Genomic DNA, 19,342 nt, shown 5'->3' with positions numbered 1-19,342 from the left:
GCATGTTCGAGACGATCCTCAACGACGAGCAGATCGAAACCTATACCCGCCAGGGATATTGGCGGAACCGCACCATCATCGAATGCCTGCGCAAAGCGGTGGGGCGAACCCCTGAGAAGACCGCGTTCATCGATTCGCGCCGCAGTATCACCTACGCCAAGTTGTGGAAATCGGTCGACCGCTGCGCGCTGGGACTACTGGAACTCGGTGTGCGGCCTGGGGATGTGGTGTCCTACCAGCTGCCGAACTGGATCGAGTCGATCACGATCCATCTGGCCGCCTGCCGGATCGGGGCGGTCAGCAATCCGCTGATCCCGATCTATCGCGAACGCGAGCTCGGTTTCATGATGGGGCTGCCCGGTCGAAAGTCCTTGTCGTGCCGCGGGAATTCCGTGGTTTCGACTATCCGGCGATGGCAGAGCGCCTGCGTCCGCAGCTGCCGGATCTCGAACACGTGCTGGTCGTCGGGTCGAGCTGGGACGAGTTCGCGGCCACGGCCTGGGAAGATCGCCGCGACGCGGCCGAGCTCGAGACTTACCGCCCCGACCCCAACGACATCACATTGGTGATCTTCACCTCCGGTACCACCGGTGAGCCGAAGGGCGTGATGCACACGCACAACACGTTGTTGGCGGCCAACGATCCGCTGCCCGCGCGGGTCGGCATCACCGCTGCCAGCGTCATCCACATGGGGGCGATGGTCTCGAGCGGCGGCGTCTGTTCGCCGGGGACTCGGAAGATCGCGTTCACCTCGGCCCCGCCGGAGAGCACGGTCACCCACGAGGTGTCCGGCCGGTTCGCCAAGCCCCGCGCGAGTGATCGGGCGCTGTCCGGGTGAACCCGCAAACGGACCAGCCATTCCGCCTGACCCAGGCGGCGACTGTCCGGCACGGCGGTCACACGTAGCAGCCCGTGTGCCCGCAGACGGGCGAAACGCCGTGCGGCGGTGCGGTCGGAAATATCGAGGACCGCGGCGATCCTGCTGAACGGGGCTCGTCCGTCGATCTGCAGGGCGTGCAGCAGCCCGAGATCGACGGCGTCGAGCATGACGAGATCCACCAGGCCAGCATAGGGTGGTGTCGGATTGCGGCGCCGCTCGCCGATTTCATCGACGCCAGTACGGTTCCCACCAAAGATCGGCGTCATGACAGATGACATCCACGGTCTGCACCACGCCGGCATCCTCACCCGCAACCTCGACGGACTCGAACACCGCTACACCGCACTCGGTTTCACGCTGAGCCCACGGTCGAGGCATCTGCTCAGCGCAGGACCCGGTCAGCCGCCCGTGCCCGGATGCACCGCCAACCTGTGCGCGCTGTTCGGTGATTCCTACATCGAATTGCTCGGCATCGTCGATGACACGGCGCCGGATCCCTGGCATACCAGGTCGATGGCCGACGAGTACGAGGGATTCCGCATACTCAATCTCGAGACCATCGATGCGGCGGCCACCGATCACCGGCTGACCGAGCACGGGCTGCCCACCTCGGGTGTGCTGGATCTGGCGCGCGACATCGATACCGAGCTGGGCGTCCGCACCGTGCGGGCCCGCGCGGTGCACATCGATCCGCGCTCGACGCCAGAGGGGCATCTGGGACTCGCGCAGCATCTCACCCGCGAATACGTTCACCAACCGCGGTATCTCGACCACGCCAACGGTGCGCTCGGTGTCGCAGCGGTGCTTATCGTCGCCGAGGACCGGGAATTCGAAGGGATCGTCGACAGGTACTCCCTGATCCTGGGCCGGCCCCCTTACCAGAAGGGTCCGCTCACCCTGCTCGACGCCGGTTCTGTCCAAGTCGAACTCGTCCGTGCCACCGCCGCCGAGGAAGTGCTCCCCGGCGAACCCGCCCCCGCCGCTTCGTATCTGGCTGCGATGACGATTCGGGTCGCCGACGCTGTCCGCGCTCGCGAACTCGTCGAGGCGGGCGGCACGGCGACCCGGGGCACCTCCGACGGGTTCTTCGTCTCCGCCCGTGATGCCTTCGGTGCCGCCCTGTTCTTCACGGCCTGACTACTCGAGCGTGCGATCCAGCCGCGGTTCGCCGACCGTCACGGTTCCCACGAGTCTGCTACCGCTGCCACGAATTCCGGCTCAGAGGTTGAGGTGTGATGTCAAGTGAATGGCATTGCGAGGCTTGGTGTGTCGTGGTTGGCGCCGCGGAGCGCCTGGTAGAAGAGGTTTGTCACTGCAAGACAACCCTTTGGGCTGAATCTCGAGCCGGTCGGTCGGCCCGGGTCGAAGCTACACGCAATCGATCCTCCAGGCTTGGCCCGGACTGCCCTTGGTGCAGCCCGTCAATGTGCCGTCCATATCGGTCCAGTAGGTGTCGTCCACCTCCATGCCGGACCGGTCATCAGCAGCCCAGATGCGGGTACCATCGGTCACCCATCGACAGCTCATCGACTCCAAGCGCTTGAACACGTTGCTGTGCAATATCATTGGCGAAACAACGGTGAAGGTTGTCTCATCTTCGGCCGCCTGGTCCGGCAGGGGCGGATTCTCCTTCGCGTCGGTGTCGGCCACGAGGTGGTATGCCGCGAGTGCTTCGATCAGGCCGGTCGTATCTCCGTCCCAGCGGCTACCTGCCGTGAACATCAGATCGCGCCGGATCCCCTCGCCGAGCGTAGTGTCCGCACCGGCTGATTCGACATAGCCTTCATTCCAGCTCCACCCCGACCACTGATAGAGATCCGCCCACTGCTCGTTCCCGGCGTTCCACTGCGGGGGCGCGGGCAGACGCGAAAGCCGGTCGAGTTCTCGTTGCCCGGCCCGCTCCACACGAAGCTCGGCAGCGATATCCTCCCGGCTACCTTCGCTGACGATCCAGACACACATCTCGCCCATGTCCTGTTTCCGCTGCACCGCTTCGCTGACGATCCGGCCGACCGGCACCCCGTCGATGGGGTCGAGGGCAGTGTCGTAATACCACTGGTATTCGATGCTGCCGTCGTCGACACCCATCCCGACCGTCGGAGCATCCGGCCCCGACGGAAGGTATTCGGCGCCTTCCTCGTCGTCGCCCGCGTCTTTCATCACGCCGAGAAACACGCGGACGCTGCGTCCGGTCTCGACGTTGGTGATCGTGAACCTGGCTTCGGGGAAATCCGCCATTGCCAGAATGTACTGCGGCCAGAATGTTCCCCTATCGGCAATAGCCGACTTTCTGCACCGCAACAGGTTCCGGGCGCCAGCGCCTCGCGCCCGCCGGATCGGTCAGCGCGGGAGCCAGAAGAGGACACTCGGTTGCGAGACGGCGGGTCCGCGGGAAATTCAGATACCGACTACAAGCAGGTGTTTGTGGAGTTATGCGTTGGCCGTGCCGTCGCGGATCTCGATGTAGCCCAGGGGGCATACGTCGGCGCCTCCACCTTCGGCTCCGTCGCTGGACCCGGTTCGGCCGAATCCGAACCGCGCCTGTGCGACGGGAATGACGGTGTTACCACTTCTTGCTCGGCTATCGGACGGCGGGTTGCTGGAAACCCGGTGGGAGGACAGCCGGCCGGCGGGAAGGCCACCGCGGCATCTGTACCGACTGACCGCCGCGGGCGCGGAAATCGCGGCCGAGTCAGCCGAATTCGTGAAGGAGGCCGTGCGGCGGCCACTGGGGCGCCCGGTCCTGGGGGAGGCGTGATGGCCCAGTGGGGTCGGTGGCTGATGCGGTTGTTGCCGCCCCAGCGAAGGGAATTCGCCGATGCTCTGCTGGCCGAAGCGGAGTATCTGCCCGACACCGAACGGGCCCGCTGGCGGGCCGGAGTGGTGTGGTTCGTTCTTCGAGAGGTGATCATGCACAGGATGCTCTACCCGTTCGGGCTCGCTGCGGCGGCTGCGATCGTGATCGCTACCAACTACTTCGCGACCTCCGACGACTCGTCCCAGGTCGTGGTGCTGGTGCTGATGATCGCGGCGTTCGTGCTCGGGCTCGCGGTGCCACGGCGGGCCTGGCTATCGGGTGCCGTGCTGGGTTCGGCCCTGGCGGTCGCCAGCGCATCGACGCTGATCATGAATCCGCGGGCGACGGTGCCGCAGCCCGGCGGGTTCGCAGGCGCCGCAACGCTACTGGTACTCATCATCCCGGCCCTCGCCGTTGCCGGGCTGGGTGCCCTCATCGGCCGTCGCCGTCCAGCCCACGCCTGACGGTGACTCGCAACCCTGCGCACCACGCAGTCCGGCCGGCCCACCGCCGAACACGTTTCTCGACACCCGGACTCGGGCCGCAATCCCACGCTGAAGTTCGTCGGATTCTCGGCGGAAGCTATGGCCGATCGCGCCGGTGATTGGGCGCAACGGGCGACCGAAGCGGGCCTGGTTCTGCGTTCGATACCGCCGGATCGCTGATGATGAACACTCAGGACCGCAACCCGGTGTTCTGAGCCGTCTCCGCGCGCATGCAGTGGATCTGCGACGACCCGCGTACGCTCGAATCGCATGGCGTGCGGCGTCGTGAATCGCGGACCTTCGCCACCCCGCAGCGAGCTCTCGCCTCCACCTGGCCGATCCGATACCGGCTGGGCCTCAAGGCGATTGGCTGGACTGCCCCCGTGCGAAGCTACAAGGTCAATCTCTTCGTTACCGACGGTCCGGCAGCGGCTGCGGACTGACGCACGGTAGCAGCGGGGGCGCTGGTGTCGAGCGAAGATCCCTCATTACCCTCGCTCGACACCAGCACGATCAATGGGGCCGGGTATCGCTCATCGGCCGGTCTTCGGCTGTAGTAGGTGTGGCTCTCCACTGACCTGGACGTTGACGACAGTGCCCACGGGCGGGGGAGCCGAGTCGGCGGCCGCATAGGCGATGAGTCGATTTGGAAGGGCGACACCAGATTCCGGCGTGAGCTCGACGCGGTGGTCGTAGCCACGGAAGTGGCTGCGCTCGATGCGGCAAGGCACTGACGCCGGTGCGGGCTCGTCGCTGAGCCGGAGTTGTGGCGGCCGGACCAGGAGGTATGACCCCGGTGCGGCGGTCGCTTGGAGGCCGAGTGCGGTCAGCGTCGCCGGTTCCGTGGGGATCAGGTTGGCCTCGCCCAGGGTGCGGGCCACCTCGGCGTCGACGGGGTGGTGGAACAGTTCGTGGGGTTCGCCTGCTTGGGCGATGCATCCTTCGCGCAATACCGCGATGAGGTCGGCGAAGGCGAGTGCCTCGTCGACGTCGTGGGTGACCAGGATGGCTGTGGCGCGGGTCTGGTGCAGCAGGTCGGCGACTTCGGTGCGCAGGTCGGCGCGGAGTGCGGCGTCGAGTGCGGAGAACGGTTCGTCGAGCAGCAGCAGGTCTGGGCGCGGGGCCAGGGCGCGGGCAAGGGCGACGCGTTGTTGTTGCCCGCCGGAGAGCTGGTAAGGGTGGCGGTCGCCGAATCCGTTGAGGCCGACCAGATCCAGCATCTCGTCGATACGGTCGTTGCGTTTCGCGCGGGCCAGGCCGAAGCCGATATTGGCGGCGACGCTCAGATGCGGGAACAGCGCGCCGCTCTGGGGCACGTAGCCGATGCGTCGCTGTTCGGCGGGAACGTGGGTGCGGCCGTCGTCGAGGACGCGGCCGCCGACGGTGACGGTGCCGCCGTGCGCGCGGTGGAATCCGGCGATGACGCGAAGCAGGGTGGATTTGCCGCAGCCGGACGGGCCGAGGACGCAGGCGAGCGCGCCGTCGTCGACAGCGAGGTCCACACCGTGCAGAACGGTGTTACGGCCATGGATCGCGGTCAGATTGGCGATTTTGACGCCGGTCATCGGGCACCTTCTTCCGTGCGCAAGGTTCGTGTGGCCACCATCAGCACAGCCGGGATCGAGAGAGCGGTCATCACCACGGCGTACGGTGCGGCCGCGCCCCACGCCAATCCCGAGGTGTAGACCCAGAATTGGGTGGCCAGGGTCTGGGTTCCGGTGGGCCGCAACAAGAGGGTGGCGGTCAACTCCGTCGTGGCGGTCAGCGCGACCATGGCGAAGGCGGCCCCGAGCCCCGGGGCGATGAGCGGCAGGGTGACCCGCCCGAGCACCATCCACCAGCGGGTGCCCAGAGATCGGGCGACCTCCTCCACGCCGGGTGGCACCTGGGCCAGCGATGCGCGGACCGCGGTGAGGGCGAGGGGGAAGAACAGCACGACGTACCCGGCCACCAGCATCGGCGGCTGCTGATACAGCGGCTGCGCGTAGCGAATACCGAAGTACACCACCGCCAAAGCGACGGCGATGCCCGGCAGCGCCCGGGTCAGGTAGGCGGCACGTTCGATACCGCGCGCCAGTCTGGTGTCACGCCGCCACGCGTACAGCGCGACCGGGACGGCGGCCACGGTCGCGGTCACGGCCGCGGTGAGGGCGTAGCCGACGGTCGTCATGGTCTGCGCCCAGATCGAGGCGGGCGGCAGGGTGCTCGAGTTGCCGCGCACCAACCAGTAGCCGAGGGCGAAGATCGGGACGCCCAGCGTGATCGCGGTCACCGACAGTAGACCGAGGATCACGGGAATCGTCGCCCAGCCCAACGCGATCGGCGGGCAGGCGCGGCCCGTCGTGCCCGTGGTGACGATCCGTCCGCGTCGCCCCACGCGCGCTTCCGCTGTCACGACCAGCAGCGCCAGGCCGATCAGGACCAGGGTGAGCATGCTGGCCGACGCGGTGTCGAAGGCCGTCGCGTACTGGGTGTAGATGGCGGTGGCGAAGGTGGTGAACCGGACCATCGCGAACGCGCCGTATTCCCCGAGCAGGTACAGCGACACCAGCAGTGCGCCACCGGCCAGCGCGGGCCTCGTCAGCGGAAGTGTCACCCGCCACATCGTGGCGATCGGGCCGTGACCGAGGCTGCGCGCGACCTCTTCGGCCGATCCGTCCCCGCGTCGCAGCACAGCGGCGACCGGCAGGAAAACCAGTGGGTACAACGCGGATTCGATCAGCACCGCGCCCCAGAAGCCGTGCACGGAGGGGAACAGCGACACCCAGCAGTAGCCGTGGACGAACTCCGGCACCGCGAGCGGCATGGTCAAAACGACTGTCCACCACCGTTTCCCGGGCAGATCGGTGCGCTCGACGAGCCAGGCCGCGGCGAATCCGATCAGCGCGGTGATCAGCGTGACGACCACCGCCAGGCTCAGCGTGTGCCAGAGCAGGGTCGCCATCAGCGGGCGGCCGAGCAGCCGGTGCACGGCGCGCCATCCGGAGTGATACGCCTGCAGCACAACGAAGATCAGCGGGCTGATCACCAGCAGGGTGATCAGCCCGGCGACCACGCCGAGACCGGGCAGCGGGCGGCGTGCCCATTCCCGAATAGGGAATGCGCGCACTCGCTCGGCTGCGGGGAGTGTCACGACAGCAGGCCGGTTTCCTGCATGAGCTCGATGGCCTGGCTGCCGTCGCCCAGGTCACTGGCCTTGGCGATCGGGCCGGAGTCCTGCAGGGATCGGGTCAGTCGCGTGTCGGTGACGCCGGAGACCAGCGGGTATTCGAAGCTTTCGGAGGTGGCGATGATCTGCTGGGCGGGCTGGCTGACCAGGTAGGCCAGCCACTTCTGCGCCGCGGTCTGGTGCTTGCTCGACGCCAGCACCGCCGCGCCCGAGATGTCCACGAGTGCACCGGGATCGCCCTGGGCGAAGTAGGACAGCGCGCTGTGGATGTTGCCTTCGCCCTTCTCCTCGCGCAGGCGGTACCAGTAGTAGTGATCGACCACGCCGCCGTCGACCTCACCGCGGTCGACCGCGGCGATCAGGTCCTCATTGCTCTCGTAGACCTTGCCGTTGTCCTTGAGCCCCTGCAGCCAGGCGCGGGTGGCGGGCACGCCCGACGCGGTGATCATGCGCGACACGATCGGCGCGAAGTCGGTCTCGCTCGGCGCGACACCGAGGCGGCCCTTCCACGCGGGGGTGGCCAGATCCTTCACCGAGGTCGGCGCCTGCGCGGCCTGGAGCTTGCCGGTGTTGTAGACGAACGCGGCCGAGCGCGCCGACACCGCCACCCAGTCGCCCTTGTCGGAGCTGACCCCGGCGGGCATCGCCGACAGCGTCGAGTCATCGACCTTGGCAAGTTTGTTCTTGCCTTCCAACAGGTTCAGGGCGGGCGGGTTCTCGGCGAAGTAGGCGTCGGCGGGGGTGGCGTCGCCCTCGGACAGGATCTGGTTGGCGAGCTCCGCCTCATCGCCGGAGCGCACGTTCACGCTCACGCCGGTGCGCTGCTGGAAGTCCTTGACCAGCGCGGTCACGGTCTGCTCGTGCTGGCCGCTGTAGAGGGTGATCGAGTCCGACGAGGACTTGCTGCCGGAGCACCCGGCGATGGACAGCACGGCCGCCGAGGCCGCGGCGAGCGCCACGACGGTGCGAAGGGAGCGGGACATGGGAACCTCCGAAAAGAACTTGCGTTCGAGTGTGGGCTGAATTGTGGTGGCGCGGTTCAGGTGAACAGCGCGGATCCGATGTAGTCGCCGTCGTCGCGCGCGCCGGGCGGCACGGCGAAGATGCCGGTGGCCGTGTGCGTGGTGAATTGGCTCATGGCGTCGCTGACGGCCAGTTTCTGGTTGACCGGGATGAAGCTGGTGCGCGGATCCTTCTGATAGGCGAGGAACAGCAGACCGGCGTCGTAGGCGAGGGTCTGCCGCCACGGTGGCCAGCGTTCGGTGAACGGGGTGGTGCCGTTGTTGTAGGAGAACGCGCGCCGCAACATGACCGCGCCGTCATTGTTCTCCGGTGCCGCGAGCCGCACGTGCGCGTCCGCCGGGATCACCGGGTTGCCTTGTGCGTCTTTGGCCGCGAAGTTCCTGGTGTCGAACTCGTGGCTGCCGCCCAGGGGTGCGCCGCTGATCTTGTCGCGGCCGACCATGCGCGACTGCACCCCCGGGTCGAGCCGGTCCCACCGCTCCAGCGAGATCCGGATACGCCGGTAGACCAGGTAGCTGCCGCCGCGCATCCAATCCGGACCCTCATTGCCGGACCAGACGGTGGCGTCCAGATCCGCGGGCGGGTGGCCGTTGGAGTTCACGGTCCCGTCCTTGAACCCCATCAGATTCCGTGGCGTGCCGCCGGTGTCGGCGGGCGAGAAGCCAATCTGGGTCCAGCGCAGGGTGGCCACATCGGGTGCGATGCGGGCCAGGCTGCGCACGGCGTGGAAGGCGACCTGGGGGTCGTCGGCACACGCCTGGACGAACAGGTCGCCGTGGCTGGCCGCCTGGTCGATCTGATCGCCGGGAAAGCGCGGCAGGTCGACCAGCTGCGTTGGCCGCTTGCTCGCCAGGCCGTAGCGGTCCTTGCCGTCCTTGACGAACATGCCCGCGCCGAATCCGATTGTGAGCGTGAGCCGCTGGGCCCCGAGCTGCCAGGCGTCGAGCGAATCGTCCGGTGTCGGCGGGTGGGAATCGGCGGCGAAGGCGTCGGCGGGGGAGCCCTTGCCCTGATAGGTCGGCACCTGCACCGACCGCCCCTGGCTCAGGGCGGCGGCGAGGGTGGTCCATCGCTTCAGGACCTCGACGATGTCGGCGCGGTCGCTGGAGTACAGGTCGAACGAGGCCAGCACCGCATGCCGCTGGGTGCCGGTGACGATGCCGGATTGGTGTGCGCCCCAGAACGGTTCGGTATCCGAAGCCGTGTCACGGTGTCCGACCCAGCGGTCCGCGGCCGCGCCGATCGCGCCCGCGGCCGCCGCGCCGGAGCCGAAGAGCAGCCCGCGACGCAGGACCGAGCGACGATCCATGCCGCTCATCAGCGCAACACGGACAGGGTGTTGTTGTCGTCGCCGACGAACAGCACACCGGCGCCGTTGGATTCGACCGCGATGCCGAACAGGTCGCCGTTTCCGGCCGGGTGCTGGGCCTCGTCGTGGATGGCATAGAACTCGCCGACCTGCCGTCCGTCCGGGGCGATTTCGACGATCTTGCCATTGGTGGCATTGGCCGCCAGGATATTCCCGTTCGGAGCGATCCGCACCGCGAGCGGGTTGGCCAGCTGGCCGTCGGCGCTGAGCGTTTCCCCCCGGCCCGCGGAGTCGGTGCGGGTCAGCGCGTTCGGCACCTTCGCGATCCGGTTGCCAACATTGTCACCGATGTAGAGGTTGCCCGCGCGGTCCAAGGCCACGCCGGTCGGGCCCTTCACCAGGGCACCGGCGTCCTCGCGCTCGAGCAGCCCGGTGGCCACCTCGGTCGCCCCGGTGACATGCGGGGGTGTGGTGGCGGTCTGGGCCAGCGACAAGCGGACCACGGTGCCCTGCTCGACCGACTTGCCCTTTGCGTCCTTCACACCGCCCAGGGTGTTGGAGACGAACAGGGTTGCGGTGTCACCGTTGTCGGCGAGCGCGGCATCCCACGGTCCGTTCAGGTGCGGATCGGTGATCGTGCCCGCGACCTTGCCGGTCGGATCCAGTTCGATCAGGCAGCCCGCGCCCGTGGTGCCGATCTTGCCGTCGGTGGTGGGCAGACTGCCGACCAGCACCCAGCCGGTCGACAGTTGCACCATCGCGGTCGTCAGGCCGATACCGCCTGGGCAGCCAGCGAGATTCTTCGGGATGTCGGCGAACACCGTCACCGACTTGTCCGGATGCACATCCACGATGGTGGTGCCGGTGCCCTGGTTGTTGGTCTTGTCGTTGAAGTTGTCGACCAGGACGTCGCCCGCGGCCAGCGACCCGCCCGCACGGGTGATCGGCAGCACCGCATACGGGTTCGCGTCGCCATTGGCGGGTGTGGTCGAGGCGAGCGTGGTCAGCGTGGTCTTGCCGTGCAGGAACGCGCCCGGCTCCGGATCCAGGACCGAAGCGGCCGACTGCTCATCGATCGACGATGCGTCGGCGGCCTGAGAGGTCGGCGCGATACCCGCCGGATCCTTCGACTTGTCCGAGGACCCACAACCCGCGACCCCTGCCACGGCGACCAACCCCGCTACCGCGCACCCCACCGCGCGCACACGACCACTCGATACGATCATCGACCTGCCCATTTCCTGCAACACTCGCGGCAGAATCACCGCACGAGCGGAGGTTAGCATTACCTAAAGGGGGAAAGATAGTGCAGCCTAACCTTTGCTTCTCAGCGTCCTCTCAGTGTGTTTGTGCATCGACGTGAACCCTGGAGTGAGGGTGATTGCGGATTTGTTCGCGTGGGGCCCGAAGGGTGAGTTAGGTTAGGCATCCCATACTTGAGACGGTTTAGGTGAAGGTGCGTTCGTGAAGCTTTCTCGTCGGCAATTCATCGCAGCCAGCGGCCTGGGTGCCGGGGCTTTGTTCGCGACAACGGCATGCGGATCGTCAGGTTCGTCGTCGAGTCCGCGCTCGGGTGGAACATTGCGGGTCGGTGCGCTGGGCAAGGCGTCCAAGATCGAGCGTGATCCGCACAAGACGCTCAGCAATGAGAGCGACTTCCTGATCGCCTCACTGGTTTTCGATCCGTTGACGGTGCCTGGTGCCAATCCGAACGTGGCACCGCGGTTGGCGTCGGCGTGGACTCAGCTGGCGGATCCGCGGCAGTGGCGATTCACAATTGCGCCCGGTGCGGTGTTCCACGACGGCAGCCTGGTCACCTCCGACGATGTGGTGTGGTCGTTGCGGCGGTTGCACGAGATCGCAGGGGAGACAAAGGTTCCCGTCGCCTCGGGCGAGGCGATCGCCGCCGACGGACCCGGCGTGGTCATCGTGACGACCGCCGTGCCCAATCGTGATCTGCCGCTACTGCTTCGGCTGATGACCTTCACGGTCAAGAACGGGACGACGGATTTCACCACCGCAGTGGGCAGCGGCCCGTTCAAGGTCGAGTCCTACAACGATGGCAACGCTCGCCTGGTGCGCAACGACCGCTGGCACGGAGGTGCGCCACGCCTGGACGCCGTCGAGGTGCACCGCTTCGAGAGCATCACCGCATTGAGCAACGCGGTGATGGCCGGACAGATCGACGTGGCGTCCAATGTCGGTGCGGTCGCGGGCCGGGTCGCCGACGGACGCCGGGATCTGACGGTGGTGCGCCGCAGCAACGACGTGGTCATCCCGATCGTGATGCGCACCGCGGACGGGCCGTTCGCCGATCCTCGCGTCCGTTCCGCGCTGCGGCTGGGGACCGATCGCGACGCCATGGTCAAGCAGATCACCTCCGGGTACGGGACGGTCGCGCACGACGTCCTGGGAACGGCGGACCCGACTTTCGACACCACGCTGGCCCCGCGCACGCGCGACCTCGACCGGGCGCGCGCCCTGCTGAGCGAGGCGGGCTTCGACGCCGGCCACACCTATCAGCTGTTCACCAAGGACGAAGCGGTCGGCGAGGTGGACTCGGCGCGACTGTTCGCGACACAAATGGCCGCCATCGGCGTCAAGATCGATGTCGTGGTGCAGGAAGCGAACGTCTTCTACGACGACACCTGGCTGAAAGCCCCGCTCTACACTGCGAATTGGGGCACCAACGACTCGGTGATCTTCTTCGCGAGCAAGACCATGGTCTCCACCACCAAGTGGAACGAATCCGGTTTCCACGACCCGCAGTTCGACGCGGCGTACCTGCGCGCGGTGTCGGCGACCGACGACAACACGTATGCCGCTGCCAGCCACGAGATTCAGCGCATTCAGTACGAGCGGGGCGGATATCTGGTGTGGGGCGTCGCGGATGGGATCGATGTCGCCTCGGCACGCGTGCGGGACCTGCCCACACTGGGCGGATACGGGCGCGTGCAACTCGAACGAGCGTGGCTGGCACGGTGAACGGCGCACGCGCTGCGATCTCCTCGCGAAGCCTCCCCGCCGCACGGTGGTGGCGCGGAGAGAGCTTCGTCGCGCGGTGGAGCTCGCTGATCGCGGGTCGGCTCGTGTGCCTGGTGATGGTGCTGACCGTCGTGTTCGCCACGGTCGAGCTCTTACCCGGCGGCGGTGCGACCGCCGTGCTCGGCCGTGACGCCACCCCGGCGCAGATCGCTGCGTTCCGCACCGTGCGAGGGCTGGATCATCCTCTGCCGCAGCGCTTCTGGAACTGGCTGTCGGGCCTTTTCGCCGGTGACCTCGGCACCAGCTTGCGGGGAGCCTCGATCAACGACATGCTGGCCGCGAAGGTCCCGAATACGATGCTGCTGGGCGGGACGGCGTTGATCGTGACCGCGGTGGTGTCGATCGTGGTCGGCGGGTGGTGGTTTCTGCGTCCGCGGGGAGCGGCCCGACTGCTCGGGCCCGGCACCACCGCGGCGGTCGCAGTCCCCGAGTTCGTCATCGCGACGCTGCTGGTGTTCGTGTTCGCCCTGGCGCTCGATTGGCTGCCCGCGGTCACCGTCACCGACGACAGCGGCCGGCCGGCCGGCCTCACCGCGCTGATACTACCGGTGGCAGCTTTGGCGATTCCACAGTGCGCGTGGAACATTCGCGCCACTCGGGCAGCACTGGACGACGTGGCGGCCCTGCCGCACGTGCATGCCGCCGTACTCGACGGGTTCACACCCACACACATCCTGAGACGACATGTCCTGCCGGTCGCGGCCCCGACCATTGCCGCCTCGCTGGCCACCTCGGCGGGGACGCTGCTCGGCGGCGCGCTGGTGGTGGAGGCGGTCTTCAACTATCCCGGCGTCGGTTCGGTGCTCGCGGGGGCGGTTGCCGACCGCGATGCGGCGGTCGTGGCCGCGGTGGTGGCGGTGACGGGCGTGGCGATCACCGTTGTCTTGATCGCGGCGGATCTGGTGCGCGCCTGGTCGATTCGAGAACGCGTATGAGGTCGATGCCGCGTGTGACGATGGCACGACCCGTTCTGGTCGTGCTTCCAGCGATCATTGCGCTGGCCCTCGCGGTGATCGGCCCACTGCTGGCTCCGCGCCCATCGCGCGAGAGCGGCAGAATCCCTTTCGCGGCACCGGATTCGGCAGCCTGGCTGGGCACCGATCACCTCGGGCGGGACGTTCTGAGCGCTGTGCTGGCCGGGGGACAGGCGCTGGTTGTGGTGGCCGCGGCGATCGCCGCGGCCGTGACCGCTTGTGCGGCGGTGTTGGGTGCGGTCGCCGCGCTGCGCCCGCGCCTCGGTGTAGTGGTGCAGCGGGTGACGGACATGTTGATTCTGGTGCCGCCGGTGCTCGCGATCCTGTTGGTGACCTTGTCGTGGCCCGGAGCGGGGACCTTCGGATTGATCGCCGTCGCCACGATCATCGGTACCCCCTACGCCGCACGGGTGTTCACCGCGGCCGCCGGTCGGGTGGCCGCGAGCGGATACGTCGAAGTGGCGATCGGTAGCGGCGAGTCGCTGACCCATCTGGTGACCCGCGAGCTGCTGCCCAACCTCCGGCCCACGATTCGGACCCAACTGGGACTGCGTTTCGTGGAGGCGATCTACCTGGTCGGCACCGCCGCGTTCCTGCAGTTGCCCGGTGGTCTCGGCGAGGCCAACTGGGCGATCATGGTGCGGGAGAACAGCTCCGGGATTCTCTTGAATCCGTGGGCCGTCGTCGCGCCCGCTCTCGCCATCGGCGTCGTGGCGGTCAGCGTGGCCTTTGTGATCGGCGCTCTGGGACGACGGGAGAACAACCGATGAGTACCGAACTCGTCGCGGTGCGCGACCTCACGCTGATCGACACTCGCACCGGCACACCGGTGCTGGATCATGTCCTGCTGACCATGGCCGCCGGTTCGGTCACCGCGCTGACCGGGGCCTCCGGATCCGGCAAGACCACGCTGATGAAAGCCATCCTCGGCTGGCTACCTCCGACCGTGCGCCACAGCTCCGGCAGCTTGAACGTGGCCGGACACGACGTTCTGACACTGGATCCCACAGCGCTGCGGCGCCTGCGGAACACGCGCCTGGCGTTCGTCGGACAGGACCCGGGCTCGGCCCTCAACCCGACCATGCGCGTGAGCACACTGCTGCGCGAAGCCGCCAGGACCGATGGGGAGGCGCGCCGGGCATTGACGCGAGTCGGTCTCCCGCAGGACATTTCGACCCAGCGACCCTCGGACTTGTCCGGCGGGCAGCAACGGCGGGTAGCGCTGGCCCGCGCATTGTTGCGAGGCGCACGGATCGTGCTGGTCGACGAGCCCTTCGCCGGACTGGATGCCACCGCTCGGCAGGAGGTCGCGGATGCCTTGCGCGACTTGGCCGAACGGGACCAGGCGGCGGTCCTGGTGTCCGGCCACGATCTCGTCAGCCTCGACGCGCTGGCCGATGAGAGACTCCACCTCGGTGACCGACCCGACTCGGCATCGGTGGGTTCTCAGTCCTCGGTTCTCGAAATCGAGGAGACCACAACAGAACACAACCACCGTTCGGGTCTCGTCGCCACCGGACTAGGTGTGATCCGAGACGGTCGTGTTCTGCTGTCCGGGGCCGAGATCGCCGCGCGACCCGGGACGGTGACGGCGGTGCTCGGCGAGTCCGGGGCCGGGAAGACCACGCTGGCAAGGATTCTCGCGGGCCTCGAATCACGGGCAACCGGAACCCTCCACCTGGACGGCGAGGCGGTCGCGATTTCGGTCCGTAAACGGTCGAGGGCTTCAGCGCTGGATGTTCAGCTGATTCCGCAGAACCCGCTGTCGACATTGAATCCTCAGCGAACGGTCGGACAGATACTGGAACGCCCGCTACACCGTCGCGCGGTCCGGACACGGTCGGCACGCTCGGCCCTGGTGAAGGCCGCTCTCGATTCGGTTGAACTCAGCGACACCTTGATCGACCGTCGCCCGCACGAACTGTCCGGCGGACAACGCCAGCGAGTCGCGATCGCGCGGGCGCTGGCCTCCCGACCGAGGGTGCTGATCGGCGACGAAGTGACCTCAGCTCTCGACCCTGAGACGGCAGAGCACGTCATGACCCTGCTGACGATGGTCGCGGCCCGCGAACACATCGCGTTGATCGTGATCGGCCACGACCTCGACCTGCTCTCGAGGCATTGCCACCAGGGCATCCTGGTGCACGAAGGGACGGTGCGGGCGCACGGCGCGCTCCCCTTTCTGCTCGAGCAGTGGCACGCGCGTCGGCCCGCCGGGGATGTCCCGGACGCGACGCACCCGGTGCCGCGTCCGACCGGGCGAATCCGGCATCCGGCTGCCGCTCTCAGCGTCATCTCAGCGAGTGATCGGTACGGTCGCGCCCTGTGGCGGACATGACGATATCCGAGGTGGGCCAGACCCGGCGCTTGCTGAGCAAGGTGCCAGACGTCACGGTGTGGTTCTGGATCATCAAGATCCTGTGCACCACGGTGGGGGAGAGCTTCGCCGACTGGATCAACACCTCGCTGGGTGTGGGATTGAACCTGACGGCCCTGCTGTTCACGGTGATCCTCGCAGCGGTGCTGATCTGGCAAATGCGCCTGGACCGGTATGTACCGTTCGTCTACTGGCTGACCGTGGTGGTGCTGAGTGTGACCGGCACGCTGTACACCGACATCCTCACCGACAACCTGTCGGTCCCGCTCGCGGTGAGCACCAGCGTCTTCGCGGTGGCCTTGGTGGTGGTGTTCGGCGTCTGGTTCGCGCGGGAGCGCACGCTGTCGATCCACAGCATCGTCACCCTGCCCCGCGAATTGTTCTACTGGCTTGCGGTCCTGGTGACCTTTGCCCTCGGCACCGCTGTCGGCGACTGGACCCTGGAGGTGACCGGCTGGGGACCTGGAGTGTCGGTCCTGCTGCCCGCCGGACTGATCGTCGCGATCGTCGTGGGTTGGCGACTGGGCGCGAACGCGGTGCTGTCGTTCTGGCTGGCCTACATCCTGACCCGTCCGCTCGGTGCGAACCTCGGCGACTGGTTCGCCTCACCCACCGATGAGCACGGGCTCGGCGTGGGCACGGCCCTCACCAGCGTGATTTTCCTCGCCGCGATTCTGGTGACGGTCATCTACCTGACTCGCACCCGTCGTGACGTCATCGCCGACCCACAGCGGTCCGTGGCCCCGGCGGCGACGGACAACCCGCTCCGTGAGCGAATCATGTTGGGGTACTACGCGATTGTCGCGATCCTCGCCGGCTCTCTGCTGATGTGGGCGGCAAGCCAACCCCATACCGCCGCGGCGGGCGAGGAGGACTCCGCGAATCCGCCGGCGAGCGTATCGACAACGCCCGGTTCGGCGACCTCGCATTTCCCGGCGGGGGAGATAGCCAAGTTCCGCACCATCACCCAGGACACCCTGACCAAGGTCCAGGCCGGTCAACAGGGTGAGGCCAAGGCGCGGATCAAGGATCTCGAAACCGCTTGGGATGAGGATGAAGCGACGCTCAAACCGATGGACAAATCCTCCTGGACACTTCTCGACGGCCAGATCGACGGCGCGCTGAAATCAGTACGCGCGAGCAAGCCGGACACGGCGACCGAGACCCGCGCACTGACCACACTGCTCACCACCCTCGGATAATCGGGCTGTGGGACTCGGCCCGGAGTCGTGAAATCCGGGCCCCCCGGCGCGCCGATCCCGACCTCGGTACCCGACTCCCCGCTGGCCTTCGCCGCACCGCCGCCGAATTCGATATCGCCTCTTCCGGCTCCAGGTCGACTGGGCCACATGGGATCGCTCCCGCTTGAACAAAGCGGACGTCAGGCCCGGTCCTGGGAAGGACCGGGCCTGACGCGGGTGACGATCATCGCGCGAGCGTCGCCGTATTCGGCCGGCTGCTCGCGGCGGAGGCTACAGGGAACCCCCGGCGGCGTGCGGGGCGCCCGAAGCATCCTTCGGACTGCTCATTTCCCGCTGCACGAAATTCTCCAGATCGAACAGGTTGGCGCTGGCGCGCTCGGCGACGGTGAGCAGCGTCTTCATGGTCGCGACTTCCTCGACCTGTTCCTTGAGGAACCACTGCATGAACTGCTCGCCCTGATAGTCGCCCTCTTCGCGAGCGGTCTTGGCCAGCTGGACGATCTGCTCGGTGACCGACTGCTCCAGGCTCAGCGTGAGCGCGAGGGGCTCCTTCGCACTCGCGAATACCGAAGTGGCGGCATCGATTCCGGGCATCTCGACCGTGATGTCATGATCGATCAAATACTGCGCCATCATCATCGCGTGATTGCGTTCCTCGACGGCCTGCTTATAGAAATACTTCGCGAGGACCGGAAGATCGGCATTGTCGAACCAGAAGGCGATGGCCATGTACTGCTTCTCGGCGTGGAATTCGTTATGGATCTGATCCTGCAGCAGACCGTAGAACTTGCTGCTCTTCGTCTGGGTTCGGGACATGTGGAAGACATTAATCCTGGCCACACCACGTGTCATGTAAGTGTAACCTTATTTAGCGCAACCTAATTGGGGTGCACATTCCCTGGTATTCGGTCGTATGTGGCCGTGCATTGTTTTCCGTGAATGGGCCTGATTATCCCGAATGCTGTCCTGGCGGGTGCGCTGCGGTGCCGTAAAGTCTTGCCTCCGAACGGATGTGGTCACCGGGCCGGACCCTGTTATCCCGGGGTTCTGCTCAGCCTCACGCGGTGGTGATGCATTGGCTGGCGATCTCATAGACGTTGCCGAACGGGTCTCGCACCATGGCTCGGTGGTCACCGTACGGCGTGTCGAGCGGTATTTCCATGGTGGCTGCGGCAACGCGCCACCCCGATCCTGAGCGCCCTGCGCTCCACCCGCCCCGACTCGGCCCTGACCAAGATCCGCGGCCGCGTTCCCCGACTGTTCGCGGCTTGGCAGCGTGGCCAGGGCTACAACCATCTTATCCGTAATGTTCTTCTGAACCGGACCGATCATTCTTCACTGCTGCCGACTCGCGAAGAAGGCCGATTTCCTGCGAAATCGAAGGGTGACCGTGCTGTGGTGACCACCGGCGGAGGTGAGGTTTCCGTCGAATCATGCAGTGTCAGTGCGGGTTTCCAGCGACGCCATGTAGCCGAGGGCTTCGAGTTGCGCGACCGCGCGGGCTTTCGCCGGTCCGGGCTTGCGGACGGTGAAGTAGTCCGGGCCCGGATCGCGGTAGAAGTTGCCGTGGGTGAGCATGGCGTGCGCGGCCACGACCATGGCGCGTTCGATGGCGACGATGGCTTTCATCGGGCCTCGCCGGGTGGCGATGCGCCGGTATTTGGCCCCGGAATAGGTGTTGTTGGACCGTGAGACCGAGATCGCGGCGATGCCCAGCGCGGCCTTAGATACCGGTCGCTGGGGCGGGTTTTGGTGGATCTGATCCGGCCGGGGACTCGTTGGCGCCGGGACACACCCCGGTCCACGACGCCAGATGCCCGCCGGTCGCACGCTCATGTCGCCACGGGTCTCGGCCAGAAACAACACCTCGGCCACCGTGGTCGAGTGATCAGCCGAGGGACAGAAAGCAGATCTTTGTTGCGTCGTGGCGGGCTCGCGGGTTCGGCTCAGACCTCGGGTATGTCCGATCTCACCGGATTCTTGCCTGCCGGGCATCGACAGTCTTGTGGGGACGTCGATGTGTTCGATTATGGCGGTTGCGAATTCGTTGGGGTGGGTCAGCTGTGGCGCATGCGCGCACC

Annotated in this window: 17 protein-coding genes and 2 pseudogenes; 10 read left to right on the top strand and 9 right to left on the bottom strand. The window is 66.9% G+C overall.

All coding sequences use genetic code 11. The features are described from left to right. Positions 1-2: 2 nt before the first annotated feature. A pseudogene (locus ACIRRA_RS22265) lies at positions 3-577 on the top strand (AMP-binding protein); the annotation flags it as partial. On the opposite strand, the gene ACIRRA_RS22260 reads toward ACIRRA_RS22265, so the two are convergent. Beyond that, positions 535-1,005 carry a hypothetical protein gene (locus tag ACIRRA_RS22260; protein ID WP_402771436.1) on the bottom strand — a complete coding sequence of 157 codons (471 nt, stop codon included), beginning with the start codon at positions 1,003-1,005 and terminating at the stop codon, positions 535-537. The pseudogene ACIRRA_RS22265 and the gene ACIRRA_RS22260 sit on opposite strands and share 43 nt — an antisense overlap. On the opposite strand from ACIRRA_RS22260, the gene ACIRRA_RS22255 reads away from it, so the two are divergent. Further along, positions 913-1,155, top strand: coding sequence for a hypothetical protein (locus ACIRRA_RS22255; RefSeq protein ID WP_402771455.1), 243 nt, complete (start codon positions 913-915; stop codon positions 1,153-1,155). The genes ACIRRA_RS22260 and ACIRRA_RS22255 overlap by 93 nt on opposite strands. Beyond that, on the top strand, positions 1,145-2,017 hold the full coding sequence (locus ACIRRA_RS22250) for a VOC family protein (RefSeq protein WP_402771088.1): 873 nt from the start codon (positions 1,145-1,147) through the stop codon (positions 2,015-2,017). Before ACIRRA_RS22255 ends, ACIRRA_RS22250 begins: the two co-directional genes overlap by 11 nt. 231 nt (positions 2,018-2,248) lie before the next feature. On the opposite strand, the gene ACIRRA_RS22245 is transcribed toward ACIRRA_RS22250, so the two are convergent. Next, complete coding sequence (locus ACIRRA_RS22245; RefSeq protein ID WP_402771085.1) at positions 2,249-3,118, bottom strand: hypothetical protein; 870 nt, start codon at positions 3,116-3,118, stop codon at positions 2,249-2,251. A 316-nt stretch (positions 3,119-3,434) separates the two neighbouring features. On the opposite strand from ACIRRA_RS22245, the gene ACIRRA_RS22240 reads away from it, so the two are divergent. Next, positions 3,435-3,638 (top strand): PadR family transcriptional regulator, encoded by a 204-nt coding sequence (locus ACIRRA_RS22240; protein ID WP_402771082.1) that lies wholly within the window; start codon positions 3,435-3,437, stop codon positions 3,636-3,638. After that, positions 3,638-4,141: a hypothetical protein gene (locus ACIRRA_RS22235; protein WP_402771079.1), complete on the top strand. Its 504-nt coding sequence runs from the start codon at positions 3,638-3,640 to the stop codon at positions 4,139-4,141. The genes ACIRRA_RS22240 and ACIRRA_RS22235 overlap by 1 nt, the downstream gene beginning before the upstream one ends. Before the next feature lie 554 nt (positions 4,142-4,695). On the opposite strand, the gene ACIRRA_RS22230 is transcribed toward ACIRRA_RS22235, so the two are convergent. Genes ACIRRA_RS22230 through ACIRRA_RS22210 form a run of 5 tightly spaced genes read right to left on the bottom strand, consistent with a single transcriptional unit; the run spans position 4,696 to position 10,889 of the window. Beyond that, positions 4,696-5,727 carry an ABC transporter ATP-binding protein gene (locus ACIRRA_RS22230; protein ID WP_402771078.1) on the bottom strand — a complete coding sequence of 344 codons (1,032 nt, stop codon included), beginning with the start codon at positions 5,725-5,727 and terminating at the stop codon, positions 4,696-4,698. Further along, entirely contained in the window at positions 5,724-7,295 is a 1,572-nt protein-coding gene (locus ACIRRA_RS22225; RefSeq protein ID WP_402771075.1) for an ABC transporter permease, read from the bottom strand. Before ACIRRA_RS22225 ends, ACIRRA_RS22230 begins: the two co-directional genes overlap by 4 nt. After that, a complete protein-coding gene (locus ACIRRA_RS22220) occupies positions 7,292-8,314 on the bottom strand; it encodes an iron ABC transporter substrate-binding protein (protein WP_402771073.1) in 1,023 nt (340 codons plus the stop codon). The genes ACIRRA_RS22225 and ACIRRA_RS22220 overlap by 4 nt, the downstream gene beginning before the upstream one ends. A gap of 56 nt (positions 8,315-8,370) precedes the next feature. Then, positions 8,371-9,663, bottom strand: a complete 1,293-nt coding sequence (locus ACIRRA_RS22215) for a Dyp-type peroxidase (protein WP_402771070.1) — start codon at positions 9,661-9,663, stop codon at positions 8,371-8,373. An 8-nt stretch (positions 9,664-9,671) separates the two neighbouring features. After that, positions 9,672-10,889, bottom strand: a complete 1,218-nt coding sequence (locus ACIRRA_RS22210) for a hypothetical protein (protein WP_402771067.1) — start codon at positions 10,887-10,889, stop codon at positions 9,672-9,674. 238 nt (positions 10,890-11,127) lie between these two features. Here ACIRRA_RS22210 and ACIRRA_RS22205 point away from each other — a divergent pair, with 238 nt between their 5' ends. Genes ACIRRA_RS22205 through ACIRRA_RS22185 form a run of 5 tightly spaced genes read left to right on the top strand, consistent with a single transcriptional unit; the run spans position 11,128 to position 17,261 of the window. Next, positions 11,128-12,648 (top strand): ABC transporter substrate-binding protein, encoded by a 1,521-nt coding sequence (locus tag ACIRRA_RS22205; protein WP_402771064.1) that lies wholly within the window; start codon positions 11,128-11,130, stop codon positions 12,646-12,648. Further along, the gene (locus ACIRRA_RS22200; protein ID WP_402771061.1) at positions 12,633-13,643 is read left to right on the top strand and encodes an ABC transporter permease; all 1,011 of its coding nucleotides are present in this window, start codon (positions 12,633-12,635) and stop codon (positions 13,641-13,643) included. The genes ACIRRA_RS22205 and ACIRRA_RS22200 overlap by 16 nt, the downstream gene beginning before the upstream one ends. A 20-nt stretch (positions 13,644-13,663) precedes the next feature. After that, the gene (locus tag ACIRRA_RS22195; RefSeq protein ID WP_402771058.1) at positions 13,664-14,452 is read left to right on the top strand and encodes an ABC transporter permease; all 789 of its coding nucleotides are present in this window, start codon (positions 13,664-13,666) and stop codon (positions 14,450-14,452) included. Continuing rightward, positions 14,449-16,020, top strand: coding sequence for an ABC transporter ATP-binding protein (locus ACIRRA_RS22190; protein WP_402771055.1), 1,572 nt, complete (start codon positions 14,449-14,451; stop codon positions 16,018-16,020). Before ACIRRA_RS22195 ends, ACIRRA_RS22190 begins: the two co-directional genes overlap by 4 nt. After that, a complete protein-coding gene (locus ACIRRA_RS22185; protein WP_402771052.1) occupies positions 16,017-17,261 on the top strand; it encodes a hypothetical protein in 1,245 nt (414 codons plus the stop codon). Before ACIRRA_RS22190 ends, ACIRRA_RS22185 begins: the two co-directional genes overlap by 4 nt. A 270-nt stretch (positions 17,262-17,531) precedes the next feature. On the opposite strand, the gene ACIRRA_RS22180 is transcribed toward ACIRRA_RS22185, so the two are convergent. Both ACIRRA_RS22180 and ACIRRA_RS22175 read right to left on the bottom strand, forming a co-directional pair. Further along, positions 17,532-18,077 (bottom strand): ferritin, encoded by a 546-nt coding sequence (locus ACIRRA_RS22180; protein ID WP_402771050.1) that lies wholly within the window; start codon positions 18,075-18,077, stop codon positions 17,532-17,534. 615 nt (positions 18,078-18,692) lie between these two features. Further along, a pseudogene (locus ACIRRA_RS22175) lies at positions 18,693-19,145 on the bottom strand (transposase); the annotation flags it as partial. Positions 19,146-19,342: the final 197 nt, after the last annotated feature.

It is taken from the genome of Nocardia sp. NPDC101769 (assembly GCF_044766925.1).
In the GTDB taxonomy this organism is placed as follows: domain Bacteria; phylum Actinomycetota; class Actinomycetes; order Mycobacteriales; family Mycobacteriaceae; genus Nocardia.
The sequence above is the reverse complement of the archived record's forward strand: the minus strand, read 5'-3'. Positions and strand labels throughout refer to the sequence as shown.